This is a genomic window from Pseudoalteromonas sp. ND6B (genome assembly GCF_000764215.1).
Taxonomy (GTDB): Bacteria; Pseudomonadota; Gammaproteobacteria; order Enterobacterales; family Alteromonadaceae; genus Pseudoalteromonas; species Pseudoalteromonas tetraodonis.
Map to the genome: position 1 here is coordinate 120095 of NZ_JQFL01000057.1, position 22802 is coordinate 142896.

Consider the following 22802-nt stretch of genomic DNA (forward strand, 5'->3'; position numbering starts at 1 on the left):
ATTGAGTGAACAAAGTAGGTTAACTTATGATTACTTGTACGTTACTTCATTTATCAATGATGGCGGCTAACTCCGTATGAGCAGGAGAGGTACTAACGCTGGATGCGATAAAACCCTGCCAAGTATGGGGGAGGTTAGCAAGTACATCTTGTGCTTGAACTTGGCTAGCAAATTCAACAAAACAACATGAACCTGTTCCGGTCATCTTTGATGGAGCGTATTTTAGCAACCACTGCAGGGTTTTTTCAACCTCGGGGCACAGCTTTTTCACTAAAGGCTCACAATCGTTGGTTAAAATTTGCTGTTGCCAGTCGCCAGAAAGTTTTGGTGTATCACGTTTTAAATCTGGGTGAGTAAATATTTGTGCTGTGCTGACATGTTGATTTGGGAAGACAACACAATACCACTTCGGCGGCAGTTCTAGGTACTCTAATTGCTCGCCAATGCCATGTGCTATGGCACTTTTACCTTTAATGAACACAGGCACATCAGCACCGAGTTTCAGGCCTAAATCAGCCAGTTCATCTAAAGATAGGGCTGTATTCCAAAGCGTATTAAGAGCTAAAAGCGTTGATGCAGCATCGGATGAACCGCCTCCAACACCTCCCCCCATGGGTAAGCGTTTAGTTAAATTTATTTTTGCACCCATATCCACTTTACAGTGGGTTTGTAATAATAACGCCGCTTTGTAAATCAAATTGTCGGTTAGCGCAATGCCATTGGTGTCGCCGCTAATACTTATAAGAGTATCCGTGCTTAGTTTAAAATGGAGCTCGTCACCATAATTTAAAAACGTAAATAAAGTTTCTAATTCATGGTAACCATCATCACGGCGGCCATTAATGTGTAAAAATAAATTAAGCTTAGCTGGGGCAATCAGCGAAAATTCAGAGTGAGTATACATAGTTAGTTAAACTGCCAGTCATAGAGTTTGATTTTAATTTTAATCTTTTCGTGGGTTAAGGTTAAAGCATTCGGTAACCAAAAACCGTATTTTTGGACGTAACTTGTGTAACTTATTTGCCACTTTTTACCATTATCATCAAACCATAACACGCTTTTAGCACGCCCTAACTGATCAATTTCTAAGGTGTGATCGTCAATGGTAGCTTTTAACCATGGGCCTGCGTTATTAACCGGTAAAGTAAACCCTGTTAAACGTTGTAAAAGTGCACTGGCGTTACTATCAAAATACGGTTGGTCATCAAAGATTAATTCGGCGCCGACAGCGGTTTGTTTAAGCGATAAAATCCGTGTGCCAATAAACGTGGTTAACACTAAATAATTACTATTTTGTGTTTGTTGCCAATTTAAGTTGGCAGATTGGCGCTCATCTGGGCTAATAAACGCAAGTTTACCGTCTACTTGCCAAGTTTTTTGCTCGCCAAGGCGTAACTTCCAGTCTTCGTAAAGCTCTGTTTTGTAATTGTTTTTACTTGCGCAGCCGGTTAAAAATACAAATAGCAGTGTTAAAATCAAATATTGTCGAGTCAAATGTTGTTCCTTACTTTCCATATTCCTGAGATTTTTGATAAAATTGCCGCCTATGTAGTAGGGCTCAGCAATATTTGGCAGATATGACCATAATAGCACTTGGTATTAATCACAAAACCGCATCCGTAGAATTACGAGAAAAAGTGGCCTTTTCGCCTGAGCAAATTTCAGAGGCGCTACAACAATTAAGTGGCCATGCCGACTTTAATGAAGCGGTTATTGTCTCTACCTGTAATCGCACTGAGGTGTATTGTAGCCTTGCACAGCAAAATTCCCAAACATTGTTGCAATGGTTGGCCAGTTTCCATGGTTTAGATGAACATGAACTGAGTAAAAATATCTACTGTCATGAAGACAGCGCTGCAATAAATCATTTGATGCGTGTAGCCTGTGGGCTTGACTCGCTGGTGTTAGGCGAACCACAAATTTTAGGGCAAATAAAACAAGCCTATAATAGTGCCAAAACCCATGATGCGGTGGGCGTTACGTTTGACCGTTTGTTTCAAAAAACGTTTTCGGTGGCAAAAGAAGTCCGTACCGAAACCAACATTGGTGCCAGTGCTGTATCGGTTGCCTTTGCGGCGGTTAATTTAGCAAAGCATATTTATGGAAAGCTGGATAAAACCAAGGTGTTACTCATTGGTGCCGGTGAAACCATAGAGCTGGTAGCAAAACATTTATACCAAAATGAGCCGCAAAAAATTACTGTTGCCAACAGAACAATAGAAAGAGCGCGCAGTTTAGCCGATGAAGTATCAGCCGATGTTATTGCGTTGGCACAATTGCCTGAACGTTTGCATCAAGCTGATATTGTGATTAGCTCCACCGCCAGCACTTTGCCCATTATTGGTAAAGGTGTAGTTGAGCAAGCACTGAAACAACGCCGCTATAAGCCGATGCTGTTTATTGATATAGCTGTACCACGCGATATTGAAAGCCAAGTCGGTGAGCTCGACGACGCCTACTTGTACTCGGTCGATGACTTACAAGCCATTGTTAGTGAAAACATGGCTGCTCGTGAGCAAGCGGCAGAGCAAGCACAAATTATTATTAGTGAGCGCACCAAAGAGTTTTGTATGTGGTTGCGCTCGCTTGATTCAGTGGATTTAATTCGCCACTACCGTAATGATGTACAAACAACAAAAGCAGAACTTGTAGATAGGGCGCTTAGTCAGCTAAATACAGGTAAAGACGCAGAAAAAGTAATTTTAGAGCTGGCCAATAAATTAACCAATCGCTTAATGCACGCGCCTACCCGTGCCATCCAAGATGCAGCGAAAAAAGGTGAAGTGGCTCAGTTAAACCAATTGAAAAAAATGTTAGGTATAGATCAGGAATAACAGTTAAATGAAAGAGTCCGTTTATCGTAAATTAGAAACCTTAGTTGAGCGCTATGAAGAAGTTCAAGCGCTACTAAGTGACCCATCGGTCATTAGTGATCAAAACCGCTTTCGTACTCTTTCAAAAGAATACTCTGAGCTTGAAGAAGTGGTGAAAACGTTTTTAGCATACCAGCAAGCACAAGAAGACTTGAGTAGCGCTGAAGAAATGCTAAAAGATTCAGATCCTGAAATGCGCGAAATGGCACAAGAAGAATATAAAGAAGCAAAAGCACAAATTTCGACTTTAGAAGACGACATTCAAGTGCTTATGTTGCCTAAAGATCCGAAAGACAATAACAACGTGTTTTTAGAAGTTCGCGCCGGAACAGGGGGCGACGAGGCCGCTATTTTTGCTGGCGACTTGTTTAGAATGTACAGCCGCTACGCAGAAACAAAAAAATGGAAAGTAGAAGTTGTGACGACCAACGAAGGTGAACATGGCGGCTACAAAGAAGTAATTGCTAACATCAGCGGTGAAGGTGTGTATGGGCAATTAAAATTTGAATCAGGCGTGCACCGTGTACAGCGCGTCCCAGAAACTGAGTCACAAGGGCGCGTACATACCTCAGCCTGTACTGTTGCTGTCATGGCAGAAGTGCCAGAAGCCGAAGCCATAGAAATTAATACCGCCGATATTAAAGTTGATACCTTTAGAGCATCGGGCGCCGGTGGTCAGCACGTTAATAAAACCGACTCTGCCATTCGTATTACTCATTTACCAACCGGTGTTGTGGTTGAGTGTCAAGATGAGCGTTCTCAACATAAAAACCGTGCAAAAGCGATGTCGGTATTGGCAGCGCGTTTGCAACAGGCTGAAGATGAAAAACGTCATGCAGCTGAGGCGTCTGAACGTCGTAATTTAGTGGGCAGTGGCGATCGTTCTGAGCGTATTCGCACATACAACTATCCGCAGGGGCGTATTACCGATCACCGTATTAACTTAACGCTTTATCGTTTAAACGAAGTGGTAGCTGGTGATTTAGGCGCTGTGGTTGAGCCGCTAATGCAAGAGCATCAGGCCGACTTATTAGCAGCGATGGGCGACGATTAATCGTGAACCTCACTGTTGAAAACGCTATTACTACCGGTGCTAATTTATTAGCATCAAGTAGTGATAGCGCAAAGTTAGATGCTCAAGTACTACTGCTTAATATTTTACAAAAGCCACGTAGTTATTTATTTACTTGGCCAGAAAAACAATTAACGGATGAGCAATCACAAGCGTTTGAGCGTGCATGTGAGCGTCGTTTAAACGGCGAGCCTGTTTCGCACATTACAGGGTATCGTGAGTTTTGGAGTTTACAGCTTGAAGTAAATCCAACAACACTCATTCCTCGCCCTGATACAGAAACCTTAGTTGAGCTTGCGCTTTCATGTAATGTACCAAATGACGCCAAAGTGCTCGATTTGGGCACAGGCACTGGAGCAATTGCACTTGCGCTTGGTAGTGAAATGCCTACATGGGATATTATTGCCGTTGATCGTATTGATGATGCGGTGGCACTGGCCAAACGTAATCAAAAACGATTAGCGATAAATAATGTGTGTGTTGAACAAAGCAATTGGTTTAGCGCGTTAAATAATAAAAAATTTGATCTAATTGTAACCAACCCTCCCTATATAGAATATAACGATAAACACTTGCACCAAGGTGATGTGCGCTTTGAGCCTTTGTCTGCATTGGTTGCAGATGATGCTGGATTAGCTGATATTAAACAAATAATTACACAATCACGTGACTATTTACATTCTAATGGCTATCTTTTAATTGAACACGGATTTGAGCAAAGTGCAGCTGTTCGCCATATATTCAACCAAATGGCGTTTATAAATGTAAGCACAGTGAAAGATCTTGGTAATAACGACCGCGTAACTTTCGGACAATGGCCTTAACTTATTAAAAATAGCCCCGTTGTTTGTTTGCATATGTTTTAAGGAACTCTTTGTGATGGAAGATTTTTTATTTTCAAATGAACAACCACCTGAAGTAGTAAGTGAAGAGCAAGGAACATGGAAAGTTCTAATTGTTGATGATGAACCCGAGGTTCATGCTGTTACGCGTTTAGCGTTGAGTGATTTTAAGTTTCAAGATAGACGTTTGGAGTTTATTAGTGCTTATTCCGGCGCAGAAGCGAAAAAGTTGATTGATGATCATCCTGATGCGGCCATCATCCTACTCGATGTTGTTATGGAAACAGACGATGCGGGTTTGCAAGTAGCAAAATACATTCGTGATACCGTTAAAAATAATTATATTCGCATTATTCTACGAACCGGGCAGCCAGGCCAAGCACCCGAGCGCCAAGTAATCGTAAATTACGATATTAATGACTATAAATCTAAAACAGAACTTACCGCACAAAAATTATTCACCGTTATGATGGCAAGTCTTCGCTCGTATCGCGATATTATTTCGATTGAGCAATCGCGTGAAGGGCTAGAAAAAATAATCACCGCTTCGCGCAATATTTTTGCAACCCATTCAATGGATAACTTTATTGAAGGCGTGATGCAGCAGCTTACTTCTTTACTAAACGTTGCTGATGAAGCCATGTATGCCACCACCTTAGTTGCACAAAATCCGTCAGAGGAGATGAATAAAAAACTGATTGTTTGCTCTGGTACCGGCGATTTTGCTAAGCGCGAGGGAGAAGAGCTAGAAACCGTACTAGCAGAAGACCAACTGTTAGCATGCCAAGAGGCCCTTGCTAACAAAGCAATTGTGTACAGAGATGATTATTTGTTTGCTTATTGCAGCAGTAAATTTAACCATAATTCAATGTTGTTTGTATCAGGTGTGCCGTCAAAGTTGACGGATACACAACGAAACCTAATTGAAATCTTTTCTCAAAATGTGCAGTTGGCATTTGAAAATGTGCAGTTACATACTGAAGTTGAAGCCACACAACAAGAGCTTGTTTATCGTTTAAGTGAAGCCGTTGAACAGCGCTCGTGCGAAACGGGTAATCATGTAAAACGGGTTGCTTATATTTGCTATGAATTAGCATTAGCCTACGGGTTATCTGAAGAGCAAGCGAATTTAATTCGCTTTGCATCGCCTTTACATGATGTGGGTAAAATAGGTATTCCGGATGCAATTTTAAATAAGCCTGGCAAGTTAAATAGCGAAGAGTGGGAAGTTATGAAAACTCATGCTGGCAAAGGCTATGCTATTTTTGAAAGATTCACCGCGTAAAATAGTCAGCGCAGGGGCATTAATCGCACAGCAGCACCACGAAAAGTGGGATGGTTCTGGTTACCCTAGTGGATTAAAGGGGGAGCGTATTGATATTTTTGCCAGAATAGTGGCATTGGCTGATGTGTATGATGCACTGCGCCATAAACGTTGTTATAAAGGTGCGTGGACACTTGAAGAAGCGGTTGCGGAGATCAACGCAAATAAAGGAACGCATTTTGATCCTAAACTTGTTGATGTATTTAATGATAAACTTGAAGACCTCGAAGCGGTACTTTTACGCTTTCCTGACAAAACACATAACTAAACAGAAGTAACAATACATATGGATTATTTAGCATTAAAACACTCACACATGGCCATTGCGCTAGTGAGTATTATTTTATTTTACGTACGTTCTTTTTCTCGTATGGGCAGTGGCAGCCTTGCCAAAAATAAATTGGTTTTTATTGGTAGCCACAGTATAGACACTTTATTAATTGTCTCAGCCATCGGCTTAATGGCAATGGCTAAAATAAACCCATTAGAGCAGCTTTGGTTATTAGAAAAAATTATTCTAGTTATCGTTTATATTGTTGTGGGTATTATTAGCGCTAAACAAACGACAACCGTTCCAAAAGTCGTATTTTTAGTACTTAACACCGCTGTTATTTTAGCTATTGGTTACTTAGCAACAGCGAAAGCCCCGCTGTTGTTATAATTAACAATGCCTATTTAAGCTTTGCACACCAAAGGTGTAAAGCTTACCTCTTCAATTCATTTCTGATTATTGGTATCTAGCTTTAAAATTAGGTAAACTACGTCCTCGTTTTCTAGAATGTTGTAGTATGAATGACCACCCTCGGGTTTGATGAACACGATGAATCTTATATAGAAGATGCTTACGATGATTTTTTGCCGCCGGCTATATATCGTTGTATCAAAGCGGAAGCTAAATGGGACCCTCAAATTGACTTAACACCAAGTCTTGAAATACTCACTGCGTTTGAGCAGCAAATAGAGTCTATTTGTCAGCAGATGCCGGACGAACACGATCGCCTAGATAAACTACTTGATAGCTTTTATAGTGAGTGGCTATTTAGTGCATCAAGCTTGAAAGTTCCTGAGTATAAGTTAAATAGCATCAGCTACACCTTGTGTATGCGCAGTGGCACACCGACAACCTTAGCTATTTTGTTATGCCACTTTTTACAGCATGCTAAACTCGATGCCAGTGTAAGCATAACTCAAGGCGAAGTGGGCATTCACGTCGCAATGAGTGATGAAGAGGGTTATCTTGTCGACCCTAGCAGTGGCCAACAAAGTTGGTACATCATTCCTGAAAATATTGATGAAGAAAATCCTCAAGAACAAGAGCCTTTAGAGCTTATTTTTGAAGACGAAGTGTATAAATTATTTTTAGCGCAGCAAAAATGGTCTTTCATTAGTGAAAATAAATTTGGTCATGCATTAACTTGCGTCGATTTATTAATGGAAATGTTAGGTGATGATCCCTATGAGCGACGCGACAGAGGTTATTTACTAAATCAGCTTGGCTGCCCTAAAATGGCACGAGATGATTTACAGTTTTTTGTTGATGAATGTCCTGATGATCCTGCTATTGAAATCATTCTACATCAAATTGAAGAACTTGAAGACAATCATAAAACTCACCACTAAGAATAAAAAATAGGAAATGTTATGGCTGATCCCCAAACTGCATTAATTACCAATGATGCCGTTGTACTTGGTTTATTGGCGATTATTTTAGGGTTTATTTTCAAAACCTCAAATAGTCAACGCCCAGGTCTTGTGGCATTTTATAAATATGTACCGGCATTATTGCTGTGTTATTTTTTGCCGTCATTGTTAAATACCTTTGGTATTGTTGATGGTTCTCAATCTAACGTATATTACGTCGCTTCGCGATATTTACTGCCAGCGTGTTTAATTTTGCTTACCATCAGTATTGATTTAAAAGCGATTATTAATTTAGGTCCTAAAGCATTAATTATGTTTTTAACCGGCACCGTAGGTATTGTGATTGGTGGCCCATTAGCTATTTTAATAATGAGTGCTGTTTATCCAGAAGCGGTAGGGGGACATGGCCCTGACGCTGTTTGGCGTGGTATGACAACCATTGCAGGCAGCTGGATTGGTGGCGGTGCAAACCAAGCATCTATGAAAGAAATGTTTGAAGTGGGTGGCGATATTTTCTCAGCCATGGTCACCGTGGATGTGATAGTGGCTAATTTATGGATGGCAGTATTATTATTAATGGCAGCTAATCATAAAGCGATTGACGCTAAAGCCGGTGCAGATACCACCGCGATTGAAGACTTAAAGCAACGTGTTGAAAAATACCATGCAGAGCATGCGCGTATGCCAACGCTAAATGATTACATGATGATTATTGCTATTGCCTTTGGTATTACCGGTTTAGCGCACTTTTGTGCAGATATTTTAGGGCCCTTCTTTGCCAATAATTATGCGTGGGCAAAAGAATACAGTTTAAACAGTAAGTTCTTTTGGCTTATTGTTATATCAACGACGATAGGTATTTGCTTATCGTTTACCAAAGTACGCCATATTGAGGCGTTTGGTTCATCGAAAGTGGCGTCAGCCTTTTTGTATATTTTAGTGGCATCGATTGGCCTGCATATGAATGTAATGGCGATTTTTGATTCACCGATGTATTTTGTTATTGGTGCAATTTGGATGTTAACTCACGCAAGCTTAATGCTCATTGTGGCTAAATTAATTAAAGCGCCGTTATTTTATATGGCTGTTGGCTCACAGGCCAATGTAGGTGGCGCAGCTTCTGCCCCTGTTGTGGCCGCTGCGTTTCATCCGTCACTGGCACCGGTCGGCGTATTATTAGCTGTACTTGGCTATGGTGTAGGTACATATATGGCGTATATTTGTGGATTAATGATGCAAGCAGTTGCACCATAAGGAATTAAAATGAACAACCAAGTTATAAATATTAATCAAATAGAACTGGCAAATAATAAACCTTTTGTTTTATTTGGTGGCATGAATGTGCTTGAATCACGCGACTTAGCGATGCGTATTGCCGAGCATTATGTTGAAGTGACCACTAAATTAAATATTCCTTATGTATTCAAGGCGTCATTTGATAAAGCCAATCGCTCGTCCATCAATTCTTACCGTGGTCCAGGCATGGAAGAAGGCTTAAAGATATTTGAAGAGATTAAAAATACCTTTAATATTCCGCTTATCACCGATGTGCATGAACCTCATCAAGCAGCACCGGTTGCAGAGGTTGTTGATGTTATTCAGCTACCAGCGTTTTTGGCTCGTCAAACAGACTTAGTGGTTGCAATGGCTAAAACAGGCGCGATCATTAATGTGAAAAAACCACAGTTTTTAGCTCCGCATGAAATGCGTCATATCATTACTAAATTTAATGAAGCCGGAAATAATAATGTGGCCTTATGTGAACGTGGTTCAAGCTTTGGCTATAATAACCTGGTGGTTGATATGCTAGGTATGGATGATATGAAAACCATGGCTCCCGTTATATTTGATGCAACTCATGCACTGCAGCGTCCTGGCGGTCGAGCAGACTCAGCCGATGGTCGTCGTGCCCAAGCTGCCGAACTTGCTCGAAGCGGTATGGCACTGGGTATTGCAGGCTTATTTATTGAAGCGCACCCCAATCCAAATGAAGCAAAATGTGATGGCCCCTGTGCATTAGCATTGAGCAAGTTAGAAGGGTACTTATCGCAAATGAAAGCGGTGGATGATTTAATCAAGAGCTTTGCCCCTCTTGATACCAGTGCTAGCGATTTATAAAGTTGATTAGCACTTTAAAAAGCGACTTAGGTCGCTTTTTTTATGGCTTGAATATACTCTTTCCTAGCATAGGTATATAATTCACCGCATAAGAAAAACTAATTCTAAGCTTGGTTGCCATGTCAAGACGAGTTCCTCCATTAAACGCGCTGAAAGCTTTTGAAGCTGCAGCACGTCATTTAAGCTTTACTAAAGCCGCAGAAGAGTTGTATGTCACGCAAGCTGCGGTGAGTCATCAAATAAAAACGCTTGAAGAGCATTTAGGCTTAAAGCTGTTTTTACGTAAAAATCGCTCGTTATTATTAACCGAAGAAGGCCAAGGTTACTTTTTAGATATTAAAGAGATTTTTACTCAGCTAATAGATGCAACTGAAAAGCTACTAGCCCGTGGTGCCAAAGGCTCGTTAACCGTAAGTTTAACCCCCAGTTTTGCGATTCAATGGCTCATTCCTCGATTGAGCTTATTTAACGAATTACACCCAGAAATTGATGTGCGAATTAAAGCCCAAGATCAGGATGAAAACTCGTTAACAGACGATGTTGATATTTCAATTTATTATGGTCGCGGTCATTGGAGTGGGGTGCAAGCCTATAAACTGCACACTGAGTATTTAGTGCCGTTATGTAGCCCGTTACTGTTAAATGGACCCAGAGCGCTTAACCAACCCAGTGATTTAGCAAACCATACCTTGCTACATGACACCACCCGTAAAAACTGGAAAACCTGGATGAAAACCGCCGGCGTACGTAATGTACAAGTTAACCAAGGACCTATATTTAGTCATTCTTCTATGGTGTTACAAGCTGCGGTACATGGCCAAGGTGTTGCAATTGGTAACAGCGTACTAGCAAAACCAGATATTGATGCAGGACGTTTAGTGATCCCGTTCAATCACAGTTTAGAGAGTAAGAATGCCTATTACTTAGTGATCCGTGAGTCACAAAATGAGTTAGGCAAAATTGTATCGTTTAAAGACTGGATGTTAAGTTTAGTTGAGCAGGAGCAAGAATATTAATGAGCATCGAATGGGTTAGAAGTAGTCAGCAACCGGCAATCGCACAGTTTATATTTGCTCATGGCGCAGGGGCTGGCAGTGATTCTGAGTTTATGCAAATCATGGCTAAACAACTTAGTGAGTACAGTATTGACGTTGGCTTGTTTGATTTTGAATATATGCAAATTGCTAAACAAACTAACAAACGTCGCCCACCAGAGCGAGCGCCTAAACTACTTACTTATTTTGAACATATAGTGACTCAAGCTGATGCAAATTTACCGCTATTTATAGGGGGTAAATCAATGGGCGGGCGCATGGCATCGATGCTTGCCTGTTCGACCTCTCATCCTGTTTTAGGTGTGCTTGCGTTTGGTTATCCGTTTCATCCTCCGGGCAAGCCAGAAAAACTGCGTACAGATCATTTTGCAGACATACCGTGTCCTTTTTTAGTATTACAGGGGGAAAGGGATACCTTTGGCACCCGCGAAGAGCTTGCCACAATGGCCATGCCAAAGCAGCCAAAGTATGTATGGTTAACGGATGGTGACCACTCACTAAAACCGCGTAAAAAAAGTGGCGTGACTGAGCAACAAAACCTGAATGCTGCGGCAATACAGGCAGCAAGCTTTATAATGAATACGCTTGAAAATTTAAAAGAGGATAAACATGATTAAACTATTTTTATTAGCAGGCAGCTTTTTTTGCATGCTTTCAGTGATACTGGGCGCATTTGCTGCTCATGGTCTGAAAAGTCGTTTATCAGAGTACTCCATTGGTATTTTTAAAACCGCCGCTGAGTATCAAATGGTACATGGGCTGGCGTTAATTGCAGTGGCTATTTTAATTAAGTGGGGTATGCACCTCAGTATGGCGGGTGGTTTTTTTATTGCCGGTACATTGTTATTTAGTGGCAGCTTATACTTATTGGCCTTAACAGGGTTGAAGTGGCTGGGCCCAATTACCCCATTGGGTGGGCTGTGCTTTATTATTGGTTGGATAGTTATTTTAGTGCAAGTTGCACGATTTAAGTTTTAAAGAGTTTAAGGGTTAATATGTCTAGTGTTGTGATTTACTGTCGTAGTGGTTTTGAAAACGATGCCGCTGCTGAAATAACGTTTCACGCTGCCGAACAAGGATTTGGTGGGTATGTAAAAGCAAAACCAAATACCGGTTATGTTATTTATGAATGTTTTGAAGCGCAGCACAGCGACGAAATAATCAAAAAAGTTGATTTTAAAAATATGGTGTTTGCACGCCAATGGTTTGCCGGTAACCTAATTGAAAATATGCCCGTAGAAGATAGAGTAGGCGCTATTGTAGATGCCGCAAAAGATTTTACTTTATGCTCTGAACTACGAGTAGAAACACCCGATACCAACGAGGGCAAAGAGTTACTGACTTTTTGTAAAAAAATATCGACCCCGCTTAAAAAAGCCCTCGAGAAACAAAACACTGTATTGCGTGAGCCAAAAGCAAATCGCCCAGTAATGCATGTGCTGTTTTTAGCTAATAATACTGCGTATGTGGGTTACTCATATAGTTATAACAACTCTCCTTTTTTTATGGGGATCTTACGTTTACGTATGCCAAGCGATGGCCCAAGTCGTTCAACGCTTAAGTTAGATGAAGCGTTTAATGTGTTTATTCCTGAGCAACAGCGTGAGTCACGCGTACAAGCTGGGATGCGCAGCGTTGATTTAGGTGCATGCCCAGGTGGCTGGACTTATCAGTTAGTTCGCCGTGGTATGTTTGTTAGCGCGATAGATAACGGCCCAATGAACGAAAGTTTAATGGAAACGGGTCAGGTAAAGCATTTTAGAGAAGATGGTTTTAAATACCGTCCAGAAAAAAGAAACATCACTTGGTTGGTTTGCGATATGGTAGAAAAGCCGACTAAAGTGACTAACTTGATGATTGATTGGGCAGTAAATGCTTATGCAAAAGAGCTTATTTTTAATCTGAAATTACCGATGAAAAAACGCTTTGATAGTGTGTATGAATGTTTAAAAATGATCAGAGAAGAAATGGCGAAGTACGGCATAAGCTATGAACTTCAAGCTAAGCATTTATACCATGATCGTGAAGAAATAACGGTGCACTTAAATGTCACTAAAGTGCCACAGAGCTTATATAGTTAATCTATTAGCGAGTATAAAAAATGGGCCAAGTGGCCCATTTTTTATTTTAACTACGGTATTGTGGTCGGTAATTTTCAACCCATAATCGTGTGGCACCACATACCGCCACAGGCATAACAATTAAATTTACAAATGGGATAGCGGTTAGCAGCATCACGGCAAAGCCAAACCCATAAGATAACCCTTGTTTGCTTTTTAAGTCATTTTTCATTTGTGTAAAGCTAATTTTGTGATTATCAAAAGCATAATCTTTATATTGCACCGCATACATCCAGCAGGTAAAAAGCACCCATAGCACTTGGCCTATTACAGGTAGTACCCACAATAAAATAAAAAAGCCGATAGCGCGTGGGAGGTAGTAGCAAAGCTTAGTCCATTCCCGGCCCAGCATTCGCGGAACATCTTTAACTAAATCAGCTAATCCGTCGTCGTTAATTTTTTGACCAGTTAAGTAAAGCTCTACCTTTTCACTTAGTAAGCCATTAAAAGGTGCGGCGATAAAGTTAGTAATAACGGTAAATAACATACTGTAACTAAACAGCACCACCAGCACAGCAATTGGCCACATTAACCATTCGAGCCAACTTAGCCATTCTGGGAGCATGGCGTTTACGGCATTAAAGCCATCACTAAGCCAGCCAAATAAAAAGAATAAGGAGCTACCAAATAATAAAATATTAATAAGTAGGGGTATAAGTACAAAGCGTTTTAGCCCTTTTTGACTAATTAACTTAAACCCTGAAAAAAAATATTCCATACCTTGTGTTATTTGCACACTAACCTCATCGATTATTTATGTTTTAGCTATTATAAATAGCTTGATGATTTTAAACAGTACTTTTAAGTAACAAAGTATTTAATAAAGGGTATTTACAGATGGTATGTAAATAAATGATTTGTTGATAAGTACATTTCAAATCGCCACCTTGTATTGAATGGCAAACGCTCGTGAAATAGACGAAAATAGCATAGATGCTGATTTCAATATTATGTATAGTCAAAAGACTATAATAAATTATTATAAACAGGCCCTAAAATAGAGCGACGCATTTAGCGTTAGTGATTGTTGAGGAATATAATTTGATTGAAATAATGAGAGTCAGAAAGCTGCTTTCTCAGCAACAAAGTATATTATCGAAAATAGCACTCGGTGCGCCACTTGATGAGGTACTGGAAAATATTTGTTTATCTATTGAGGAGCTTATTGAAGACTCCTCTGCAAAGTGCTCTATATTAACGCTCAAAGGAGAGCAGCTATTTCATAGCGCGGCACCTAATATTGCACAGGGTTACTGCCAAGCAATTAATGGTGTGAAAATAGGGCCAACTGTCGGTTCATGCGGTACTGCAGCCTATGAAAAAAAACGCATTATAGCCGCAGATATTTCAACATCGCCATTATGGGATGATTATAGAGCATTGGCGTTAAGTTATGGTTTAAGGTCATGTTGGTCTACCCCCATAATTTCAACAAAATCAGACATATTAGGCACTTTTGCAATTTATCATGACAGCGCAAAGTCACCGACACCACAAGATTTAGAATTAATAGATTTTTTTGTTGATTTCACCAGTATTGCTCTTGAAAAGCACACCGAGTCACTAAGATTAAACGCGTTGCTTTTTGAATTACAGCAAAGTAATGAAAAGTTTAAAGCCTTTACAAAAGTGCTTCCTGATCTAACCCTCATTCTGAGTGAAGAGGGGGAGTATACCAATGTTTACGGCACAGCTAATGAAAGTTTATATTTAAGCCAAGAGCACGTTATTAATCAAAATGTCAGAGATATTATGCCTCCTGAAGATGCAAATCCTATTCTGGCGGTGATTGACAAAACGTTGCAAACTAATGAAGTTCAAGTGTTTGAATATCAGCTCAATATAAAAGGTAAGCAGCTTACATTTGAAGGGCGAACAGCTCCCCTTGAAAGTTACCAGCCTAATAACCCGTCACTGAGACATGTGGTGTGGATGGCCAGAGATATCTCTAATCGCAAAGCTGCCGAAGAAGAAGTACAACGGTTAGCATTTTTCGATCCGCTCACTAACCTTCCTAATCGCAGAATGCTCAATGATAGGCTCAGTATGTATGTGGAGCGAATTAAGCAGTCTGATCATTCTGGCGCACTCTTATTTTTAGATTTAGATAATTTTAAACGCATAAATGACTCACTAGGTCATAATGCAGGCGATGAAATACTGGTTGAGTTATCACAACGATTAACAGCTATTTTGAACCCGGCAGATACCCTCGCACGAGTCGGTGGTGATGAATTTATTATTCTTATCGAGCATGTCGGTGATAGCCACATGCAAGCTAATAGTGAATCTGAGTTGATTGCTAAAAAAGTACAAAGTGTCTTTTATGAAAAATTTGAAGTGGGCGATTTAGCGTTTCAGGTCAGTTGTAGTATTGGTATTTGTTTGATTAACACGAGCAATGCCATAACCGCTAATATTTTAAAATTTGCAGATACCGCTATGTATCGCTCTAAAATGAAAGGCGGTAATAGTAGTAGCTTTTACGACCCCGCACTGCAAACCTTACTGGAAAATCAAACTGAGCTTGAAACTGACATTGTTAGGGCTATCGCGTGCGATGAGTTTTGTGCTTATTTTCAGCCACAATTAGCAATTGATGGAACCCTTGTGGGTGCTGAGGCATTAATAAGGTGGAATCATCCAACCAAAGGACTTATCCCCCCTAATGCATTTATTCCAATTGCCGAGCAATTTGGTTTAATTCAAAAGTTACAAAATATTGTATTAAGAGATATTTGTATTTTACTTGAAACACTTCGAGATAATAACTTACTCGATGACAGCTTTAGCGTATCAATTAACATTAGCCAATGTCAGTTTAATTCTTCCACTTTAAAAGGTGAGCTATTTAAAGCAATTGAAGCGTTTGACGTCTCGCCAACTCGAATTAAATTAGAGATCACTGAATCAATGTTGGCGGGTGACTTGATGGGGACCGTAAAGCAAATGGAAGAATTAAAATCGCAGGGATTTGTGTTTTCAATTGATGACTTTGGTACGGGCTACTCGTGTTTAAAACATTTAAGCGTGTTTCCTATTGATGAGTTAAAAATTGATAAAAGCTTTATTGATAAAGTGCTCAATAGCGCATCGGGTCAAAGTATTGTGCAATCTATTATTGGCTTAGGTCATAGCTTAAATATTAACATTGTGGCCGAAGGGGTCGAAAGTGCTGAGCAACTAACAATATTAAAGTCGATGGGCGTGAATGCAGTGCAAGGTTATTTATTTGCAAAACCATTAACGAACAGCAACTATTTAACATGGCATAAACAGCATCAATAACTCTGTATTTATCACTAACTGAGGCGACAGGTTTAGTTGCCCTAATCGATAAGCCGCGTTGTTTGCGTACCCACTGCGCAGCAACGTTTAATAACGTACCGCGCTTTTGCTAAAGCAAAAATGTATATTTTTTGTTTGTTTGATACCGTGATGTAATTTATCTTTTATTATTGTGTAACTACTACACAAATCATTCCTGAGGCATTGGTTTAGCGTTTTTAACGCGTTAAACTAGTCAGGAATTGGCAATAAGTCTACTTGTTGTGACATTACCTAGACGTGAACATGACAAGTACTTAAAACTCGCTTTTGAGTTGCTTTGTCGTTTGTTGAAACTAGGGTTTAGTGTGATGTCATGGTGTGTCGCTATGTCGGTAACTTTAAAGAACCATTAGGAGCGATAAATGAATACCACTAAAGCAACTTTAAAGTCGGGTGAAACACATTCTTCCCGAGTTAAGTTTCTGGATGGGGTTGATATACCCGTATTTTTAATCAGTGGCGGTATATTAGTTTTATTTGCCGCGCTGGCCCTTTACGACATTAAACTGATGTCTGATTGGATAAATACGGCCTTTGCCTTCTCAACCAAAATATTTGGCGCCTTTTGGCAAGTCCTACTTTTATTAACCTTTGTGATTGGCATTTTCTTAGCTATCGGCCGCACTGGCTCAGTGGTACTGGGTGGCTTAAAAACCCCTGAAATTTCTACCTTTAAGTGGATAAGTATTATTATGTGTACTTTGCTTGCTGGTGGCGGCGTATTTTGGGCCGCAGCAGAGCCAATGGCACATTTTATTTCTCCGCCACCGCTATTTGGTGGTGAAACAGGCACTAACGATGCCGCTTATAACGCACTTGCACAAAGCTTTATGCACTGGGGATTTTTAGCCTGGGCTATATTAGGCAGCTTAACGGGCATTGTTTATATGCATCTCCATTACGAAAAAGGCTTACCACTTAAACCTCGTACTTTGCTTTATCCCGTATTTGGCGAGTGCGTAATGAAAGGCGCGCTAGGCACTGTCGTTGATGCATGTTGTGTATTAGCGGTGGTTGCCGGTACTGTAGGCCCAATTGGCTTTTTGGGATTGCAAGTGAGCTTTGGCCTAGATAAATTGTTTGGCATTCCTGACACATACACCACACAAGTGGTTATTTTATTTAGTTTAATTGGTATTTATACACTTTCAGCGGTAAGTGGCGTTACTAAAGGTATTCAGCTGTTAAGCCGTTTTAATGTTGTTTTGGCTGTAGTACTGATGTTGTTTATATTACTGATGGGGCCCACTGCGTTTATTATTGATAGCTACATTCACTCCTTCGGTTTGTACTTAGATAACTTTATTCCTATGGCTACGTTTCGTGCCGATAAACCATGGTTAGACTGGTGGACCGTATTCTTTTGGGGCTGGTTTTTAGGTTATGGCCCTTTAATGGCGATGTTTGTTGCGCGTATATCGCGTGGCCGAACTATTCGTGAAATGATTTTACTCATCTCTGTGGTTGCGCCAGTGATCACCTGCTTTTGGTTTACCATTGTGGGTGGCTCAGGCATATTTTTTGAGTTAAATAATCCAGGTGTTATATCAGAACCTTTCGCAGGGCTTAATTTACCAGCGGCATTGTTAGCCATTACTGAGCAGTTACCCATGGGGTTTGTTGTGTCTGTATTATTCTTAGTACTGACCACTATTTTTGTGGCAACAACCGGTGATTCAATGACGTACTCGGTATCTATGGTGATGACCGGTACCGATCATCCGCAAACATCAATTCGTGTGTTTTGGGGAGTTATGATGGGGGTAATGGCTGCATTACTCATCTCAATTGGCGAGGGCGGAATTTCAGCGCTACAGTCCTTTATTGTGGTGACCGCGGTGCCAGTTTCCTTTGTGTTACTACCGTCACTGTGGACAGCACCACAAATAGTTAAAAAAATGGCAGATGAGCAAGGGCTCTAATAGCACATAAAAAAGGCGCTCGTTAGCGCCTTTTTCTATTTTATACATCACTTAAATTTTAACAAAAAACAGCCACATTTCTTCAGGCCACACAGACTCTACCGGATTAAAATAATTCACTAACAAACAGTTTAATTTGTTGATTGAGCAAGTTTGTTAAGTTTTTTCAAACTATTTAATTATTTTAAAAATGAAGCCAGCTCGTCAACGTGCGTTTGAGTTTCATTTATTAAAAGTCCAATTTGTGCCGCTGCTTCGTTTGATGTTTTGGCAAGGTTACGTACTTCGTCAGCAACCACGGCAAAACCTCGTCCAGCTTCACCAGCTCTCGCAGCTTCAATGGCCGCATTAAGAGCAAGTAAATTAGTTTGATCTGCCACGGCATTGATGGTGGTGACCGTAGTTTGAATTTTCCCTAATACGGTTGACATTGATTGATGCGTTCCAGTAACCAATTTGTTTCTAGAAGAGACATTACTACCAAATACAACGTATTTAGAAACCTTACCGTTTAAATCGGTAATAGAAGAAATAATGCAATCTAGCGTTACGTCTTCATTTTGATGCGTCAATGACATCATTACTTCAGTCGGCTTGCCTTGGTTGAGTATTTGAATACGTGAAGCGTCTAAATGATCCCTTAAATTACCAAACACACTCGCTATGTTTGAGCCCTCAGATATGTTTAATTGCTTTTTGGTATACTCATTGGCAGATAGGAACTGGCCATCTTCATTAAACTCAATCACAGCCGAGTGGCTACTTATTGCATCTTTTTGGTTTATTTGTTCAAGTACTTGGCGCTTAATTTCGCGAATATCTGAACTGACGCCCACAAACCCTGTGTGCTGGCCATTATCATCAAATGTTGGGTTTACCGACAGAACAATCCAATATGGCACACCATTTTTATCAAAATTTAGTATTTCTTCATAAAATGGTTGTTTGTTTTTAAGGTTTTTTGAAATCCGCTTAACGGTTTCTTTGTCTGTTTGTTCTCCCTGCAAGAAATTGCCTGGTTTTTTGCCTTTTACTTCTGCAAGTGTATAACCTGAAAGTACTTCAAAGCCAGGGTTAACATATTCTACTAAGCCATCTTTATTGGTAATAAGTACACTAGTACTGGTATTGCTGACCACTTTAGATAACAGTTCAAATTGCTTATAGTCTTCAACTTGTGATTGTTTTGATAATACAAATGCAGACAACAAGGTATTATTGAAGTTAAAAGTAGTGTGGGCAACATTATAATAAATATTGTCTTTTACAGATAAACACAGTGAACCGTGTTCGCTATTTAAAGCATCTTGTAAAACGTTTAGCAATTTAGTGTTTTCTTTGGGCAGTAGTGCAGCGTCGGCACTGTTCGACGTATCTAAATTATTCGCAACAAGCTTTGAGTTATCATCGAAGACTGCATAGATATCTTCACCTAAACTCAGAAGTGTTTGCCAAGCTTGCTCATCTAACACTCTTATCGGCTCAGGCTTAAATACATGGAGCGAGCATGTATCAAGCTCTTTTAATGTAAGCGGGCTAATGTGTTGGGTTAAAAACAAGTTATTTCCACAAGCAATGGTTTTGCTTGTTGGATTATAACGTTTATTTAAATAAGTTAATGTATTAGTGTCATTAGTTTGGTTAAGTGTCTTACTTAGCGATGTAAACTCGTCATTCACTGCAATAACAGTGTTGTCGTTGTTAACGATAATCGCAGCTGCTTCGTGTGTACTAACTAGCTGTTTTGCAAACGCCTGTTTTCTTTTTTTTGGGCTAAACCACATTATTTATTCCTAATTTACACTCTAATTGATTGCATTATACGCCCGTCATAGTACATCTAGGTCAAACTATTGTTTTTTATTTTGCAATAATAATTTTGTGTCGGTATTTTTTAAAAGTAATGACATAAAACATAGTTATTGTTCATTTGTTACAATGCGTTATAGTTTGCTAACAAATAAGAAAATAAATTAGAGATAACCTATGCAGTTAATAGATTTAACCCCTGATGATCCCGATGTGATTAATGTTTTTTCTGATATCGACAGACTTATTAATTCTTTATATCCAGTAGCGACAGCACAGTCATTGTCTGTTAGTCAATTGGGCCAACCCAATGTCTATGCAATAGGCTTGAAAAATGAAGAGGGGATTATTGCTTGCGGGGCGATTGTTATGCAGTTTGATACCAAGCCCTATGGCGAGATACGCCGTTTATATGTCAAACCTAGTTATCGCGGAAAAGGCTTATCGCGCCGTATTATGCAAATATTATTACACCATGCTGGCGAAGAAGAAATCCCAATCATAAAGCTAGAAACAGGGCCAAAGCAAAGACAATCAATCCATCTTTACGAGAATTTAGGGTTTGTACAATGTGCCCCTTTTGGTGAATACACAGAAAACCCGAACAGCCTATTTATGGAGCTTGCGCTCAGCTAATAATACGCTATTTACTGTTTTTCTTTATCAATTTTAATCCTCACTCGTTACGAGTAGAAATACTTGTTGGACATGAATCGCTATTTTTCTTTTAATGCGCGCAACTAGCCGGTTTGGCATTCATAAATAAAAGAGAAAGATAAATGAAAGAGACAACATCACTTGAACAAGCTCGTACGAGCTACAACGTTCGTCATTGGAGCCAAGGTTTTTTTGGTATTAATGATCAAGGTGATGTGTATGTTGCGCCTAAGGCTGATGCCCCACAGCAAACCATTGCATTAACAGACATTGCTAAGCAGCTTGAAGAAAAAGGCTTAAGTTTGCCGGCGTTAGTTCGCTTTCCACAAATTTTACACCATCGCGTGCATAGCTTATGTGGTGCATTTAATACTGCTATAGAAAGCTATGGTTACCCAAAAGACTATTTATTAGTTTACCCAATTAAAGTTAACCAACAACGCGAAGTAGTTGAAGAAATTGTTGCCAGCCAAGCACAAGTAGAAAAAAAACAGCTGGGTTTAGAAGCAGGCAGCAAGCCAGAGTTATTAACCGTATTAGCGCTGGCTGAAAAAACCAGTGCGGTGATTGTGTGTAATGGCTACAAAGATAAAGAATATGTGCGTTTAGCGTTGATTGGCGAAAAGCTGGGCCATAAAGTGTATATCGTACTTGAGAAACTGTCTGAGCTGGATATGGTACTTAGCCAAGCTAAAGAATTAAATGTAAAACCACGCATTGGTATTCGTGTGCGTTTAGCATCGCAAGGCAAAGGTAAGTGGCAAGCCAGTGGCGGAGAAAAATCTAAGTTTGGTTTATCTGCTTCTCAAGTGCTGTATGTAGTAAACCGTTTAAAAGAAACAGATCAGCTAGATTTAGTCCAACTGGTGCATTTTCACTTAGGTTCGCAAATGGCCAACATTCGTGATGTGCGCTTAGGTGTAAGCGAGGCTGCGCGTTTTTATTGTGAATTACGTAAGTTGGGTGCACACATAGAGTGTCTTGATGTAGGCGGCGGTTTAGCGGTTGATTACGACGGCACGCGCAGTCAATCACACAACTCAATGAATTACAGTTTAGCTGAATACGCAAATAATATTGTGTACACCATCGGTGATATTTGTAAGCAGTATGAGCAGCCTTTCCCTACCATTATTTCAGAGTCGGGAAGAGCATTAACGGCGCATCATGCAGTGCTTATTTCCAATGTAATTGGCACCGAAACGTATACACCAGAAGAAATAGAAGCACCAGCAGATGAAGCGCCGCAGCTACTTAAAAACATGTGGACGTCATGGCAACAATTACATGTGCTTACTGATGACCGTGCATTAATTGAAATTTTTCACGACAGCCAAGGTGATTTAGCCGAAGCGCATAGTCAGTTTGCGATGGGATTATTAGATTTAACCCAGCGTGCATGGGCAGAGCAAATAAACTTACGCGTTTGTTATGAACTCAATAAATTAATGGATAACAAAAACCGTTTTCATCGACCGATTATAGATGACCTAAATGCGCGTTTAGCGGACAAGTTTTTTGTAAATTTCTCATTGTTTCAGTCATTGCCAGACGCGTGGGGAATTGATCAAGTGTTTCCAGTATTGCCATTAAGTGGTTTAACGCAAGCACCGCAAAAGCGCGCGGTGTTATTGGATATTACTTGTGACTCAGATGGCGCTTTAGAGCATTATGTAGATGGCCAAGGTATTGAAAGTACGTTACCAGTACCTGAATACTCAGCCGATAAACCGTATTTAATGGGATTTTTCTTGGTGGGTGCCTATCAAGAGATTCTAGGCGATATGCATAACTTATTTGGTGATACGCACAGTGCTATTGTCAATATGGATGAGCAAGGTGTTGCCAGCATTACAGAAATTAACCTCGGTGATACTGTTGCTGACATGATGCGTTATGTACATTTAGATGTTGAAGGTTTTCAGCAGTCTTATGCGCAGTTAGTCAGCGCAAAAATTGCAGTAGATGAACAGCAAAGCGTCCTCGACGAATTGCAAAGCGGCCTTGATGGCTACACTTATTTAGAAGAGTTATAAGCA

Annotated in this window: 19 protein-coding genes and 1 pseudogene; 16 read left to right on the forward strand and 4 right to left on the reverse strand. The window is 40.1% G+C overall.

Annotation, left to right across the window (positions count from 1 at the left end; all coding sequences use genetic code 11):
• Positions 1-46 precede the first annotated feature (46 nt).
• Both ispE and lolB read right to left on the reverse strand, forming a co-directional pair.
• Complete coding sequence (gene ispE, locus ND6B_RS06225) at positions 47-904, reverse strand: 4-(cytidine 5'-diphospho)-2-C-methyl-D-erythritol kinase (RefSeq protein ID WP_013465330.1); 858 nt, start codon at positions 902-904, stop codon at positions 47-49.
• Between the two features lie 2 nt (positions 905-906).
• Positions 907-1494 (reverse strand): lipoprotein insertase outer membrane protein LolB, encoded by a 588-nt coding sequence (gene lolB / locus ND6B_RS06220; RefSeq protein ID WP_028834962.1) that lies wholly within the window; start codon positions 1492-1494, stop codon positions 907-909.
• Between the two features lie 83 nt (positions 1495-1577).
• Between lolB and hemA the strand changes: the two genes are divergently transcribed.
• From hemA to rlmM, 12 genes and pseudogenes are all read left to right on the forward strand, one after another.
• Complete coding sequence (hemA, locus tag ND6B_RS06215; RefSeq protein ID WP_200882088.1) at positions 1578-2834, forward strand: glutamyl-tRNA reductase; 1257 nt, start codon at positions 1578-1580, stop codon at positions 2832-2834.
• A gap of 7 nt (positions 2835-2841) precedes the next feature.
• Positions 2842-3927 (forward strand): peptide chain release factor 1, encoded by a 1086-nt coding sequence (gene prfA, locus ND6B_RS06210; protein ID WP_008115176.1) that lies wholly within the window; start codon positions 2842-2844, stop codon positions 3925-3927.
• A 2-nt stretch (positions 3928-3929) separates the two neighbouring features.
• Complete coding sequence (gene prmC, locus ND6B_RS06205) at positions 3930-4769, forward strand: peptide chain release factor N(5)-glutamine methyltransferase (RefSeq protein ID WP_013465327.1); 840 nt, start codon at positions 3930-3932, stop codon at positions 4767-4769.
• A 55-nt stretch (positions 4770-4824) separates the two neighbouring features.
• A pseudogene (locus tag ND6B_RS19665) lies at positions 4825-6379 on the forward strand (DUF3369 domain-containing protein).
• Positions 6380-6397: 18 nt separating this feature from the next.
• Entirely contained in the window at positions 6398-6772 is a 375-nt protein-coding gene (locus ND6B_RS06200) for a SirB2 family protein (protein WP_024602655.1), read from the forward strand.
• 131 nt (positions 6773-6903) lie between these two features.
• Positions 6904-7731 carry a tetratricopeptide repeat protein gene (locus tag ND6B_RS06195; protein WP_033103806.1) on the forward strand — a complete coding sequence of 276 codons (828 nt, stop codon included), beginning with the start codon at positions 6904-6906 and terminating at the stop codon, positions 7729-7731.
• Between the two features lie 21 nt (positions 7732-7752).
• Complete coding sequence (locus ND6B_RS06190; RefSeq protein ID WP_013465323.1) at positions 7753-9006, forward strand: DUF819 family protein; 1254 nt, start codon at positions 7753-7755, stop codon at positions 9004-9006.
• A 9-nt stretch (positions 9007-9015) separates the two neighbouring features.
• Positions 9016-9870 (forward strand): 3-deoxy-8-phosphooctulonate synthase, encoded by an 855-nt coding sequence (gene kdsA, locus ND6B_RS06185; RefSeq protein ID WP_008115184.1) that lies wholly within the window; start codon positions 9016-9018, stop codon positions 9868-9870.
• A gap of 119 nt (positions 9871-9989) precedes the next feature.
• A complete protein-coding gene (locus ND6B_RS06180; protein WP_013465321.1) occupies positions 9990-10886 on the forward strand; it encodes a transcriptional regulator GcvA in 897 nt (298 codons plus the stop codon).
• Positions 10886-11542, forward strand: coding sequence for an alpha/beta family hydrolase (locus ND6B_RS06175; RefSeq protein WP_033103807.1), 657 nt, complete (start codon positions 10886-10888; stop codon positions 11540-11542). Before ND6B_RS06180 ends, ND6B_RS06175 begins: the two co-directional genes overlap by 1 nt.
• On the forward strand, positions 11535-11903 hold the full coding sequence (locus ND6B_RS06170; protein WP_016900429.1) for a DUF423 domain-containing protein: 369 nt from the start codon (positions 11535-11537) through the stop codon (positions 11901-11903). Before ND6B_RS06175 ends, ND6B_RS06170 begins: the two co-directional genes overlap by 8 nt.
• 17 nt (positions 11904-11920) lie before the next feature.
• Positions 11921-13006, forward strand: coding sequence for a 23S rRNA (cytidine(2498)-2'-O)-methyltransferase RlmM (gene rlmM / locus ND6B_RS06165; protein WP_024602652.1), 1086 nt, complete (start codon positions 11921-11923; stop codon positions 13004-13006).
• 46 nt (positions 13007-13052) lie between these two features.
• Here rlmM and cysZ read toward each other — a convergent pair whose 3' ends face one another.
• On the reverse strand, positions 13053-13763 hold the full coding sequence (cysZ, locus tag ND6B_RS06160; protein ID WP_414704488.1) for a sulfate transporter CysZ: 711 nt from the start codon (positions 13761-13763) through the stop codon (positions 13053-13055).
• Positions 13764-14086: 323 nt separating this feature from the next.
• Here cysZ and ND6B_RS06155 point away from each other — a divergent pair, with 323 nt between their 5' ends.
• A complete protein-coding gene (locus ND6B_RS06155; RefSeq protein ID WP_033103809.1) occupies positions 14087-16333 on the forward strand; it encodes a putative bifunctional diguanylate cyclase/phosphodiesterase in 2247 nt (748 codons plus the stop codon).
• 404 nt (positions 16334-16737) lie between these two features.
• Entirely contained in the window at positions 16738-18297 is a 1560-nt protein-coding gene (locus tag ND6B_RS06150; RefSeq protein WP_033103810.1) for a BCCT family transporter, read from the forward strand.
• A gap of 179 nt (positions 18298-18476) precedes the next feature.
• Here ND6B_RS06150 and ND6B_RS06145 read toward each other — a convergent pair whose 3' ends face one another.
• Positions 18477-20081 carry a methyl-accepting chemotaxis protein gene (locus tag ND6B_RS06145; protein WP_033103811.1) on the reverse strand — a complete coding sequence of 535 codons (1605 nt, stop codon included), beginning with the start codon at positions 20079-20081 and terminating at the stop codon, positions 18477-18479.
• 202 nt (positions 20082-20283) lie between these two features.
• Here ND6B_RS06145 and ND6B_RS06140 point away from each other — a divergent pair, with 202 nt between their 5' ends.
• Positions 20284-20742 carry a GNAT family N-acetyltransferase gene (locus ND6B_RS06140; RefSeq protein WP_033103812.1) on the forward strand — a complete coding sequence of 153 codons (459 nt, stop codon included), beginning with the start codon at positions 20284-20286 and terminating at the stop codon, positions 20740-20742.
• Between the two features lie 143 nt (positions 20743-20885).
• On the forward strand, positions 20886-22799 hold the full coding sequence (gene speA / locus ND6B_RS06135; protein ID WP_013465311.1) for a biosynthetic arginine decarboxylase: 1914 nt from the start codon (positions 20886-20888) through the stop codon (positions 22797-22799).
• Positions 22800-22802: the final 3 nt, after the last annotated feature.

Coding starts and splice junctions, on each gene's coding strand:
- ND6B_RS06195 (WP_033103806.1), top strand. CDS start 6,904: ATGACCACCCTCGGGTTTGATGAACACGATGAATCTTATATAGAAGAT.
- speA (WP_013465311.1), top strand. CDS start 20,886: ATGAAAGAGACAACATCACTTGAACAAGCTCGTACGAGCTACAACGTT.
- ND6B_RS06145 (WP_033103811.1), bottom strand. CDS start 20,081: ATGTGGTTTAGCCCAAAAAAAAGAAAACAGGCGTTTGCAAAACAGCTA.
- cysZ (WP_414704488.1), bottom strand. CDS start 13,763: ATGGAATATTTTTTTTCAGGGTTTAAGTTAATTAGTCAAAAAGGGCTA.
- ND6B_RS06190 (WP_013465323.1), top strand. CDS start 7,753: ATGGCTGATCCCCAAACTGCATTAATTACCAATGATGCCGTTGTACTT.
- ND6B_RS06180 (WP_013465321.1), top strand. CDS start 9,990: ATGTCAAGACGAGTTCCTCCATTAAACGCGCTGAAAGCTTTTGAAGCT.
- ND6B_RS06170 (WP_016900429.1), top strand. CDS start 11,535: ATGATTAAACTATTTTTATTAGCAGGCAGCTTTTTTTGCATGCTTTCA.
- hemA (WP_200882088.1), top strand. CDS start 1,578: ATGACCATAATAGCACTTGGTATTAATCACAAAACCGCATCCGTAGAA.
- ispE (WP_013465330.1), bottom strand. CDS start 904: ATGTATACTCACTCTGAATTTTCGCTGATTGCCCCAGCTAAGCTTAAT.
- ND6B_RS06200 (WP_024602655.1), top strand. CDS start 6,398: ATGGATTATTTAGCATTAAAACACTCACACATGGCCATTGCGCTAGTG.
- ND6B_RS06175 (WP_033103807.1), top strand. CDS start 10,886: ATGAGCATCGAATGGGTTAGAAGTAGTCAGCAACCGGCAATCGCACAG.
- kdsA (WP_008115184.1), top strand. CDS start 9,016: ATGAACAACCAAGTTATAAATATTAATCAAATAGAACTGGCAAATAAT.
- rlmM (WP_024602652.1), top strand. CDS start 11,921: ATGTCTAGTGTTGTGATTTACTGTCGTAGTGGTTTTGAAAACGATGCC.
- ND6B_RS06150 (WP_033103810.1), top strand. CDS start 16,738: ATGAATACCACTAAAGCAACTTTAAAGTCGGGTGAAACACATTCTTCC.
- ND6B_RS06140 (WP_033103812.1), top strand. CDS start 20,284: ATGCAGTTAATAGATTTAACCCCTGATGATCCCGATGTGATTAATGTT.
- prfA (WP_008115176.1), top strand. CDS start 2,842: ATGAAAGAGTCCGTTTATCGTAAATTAGAAACCTTAGTTGAGCGCTAT.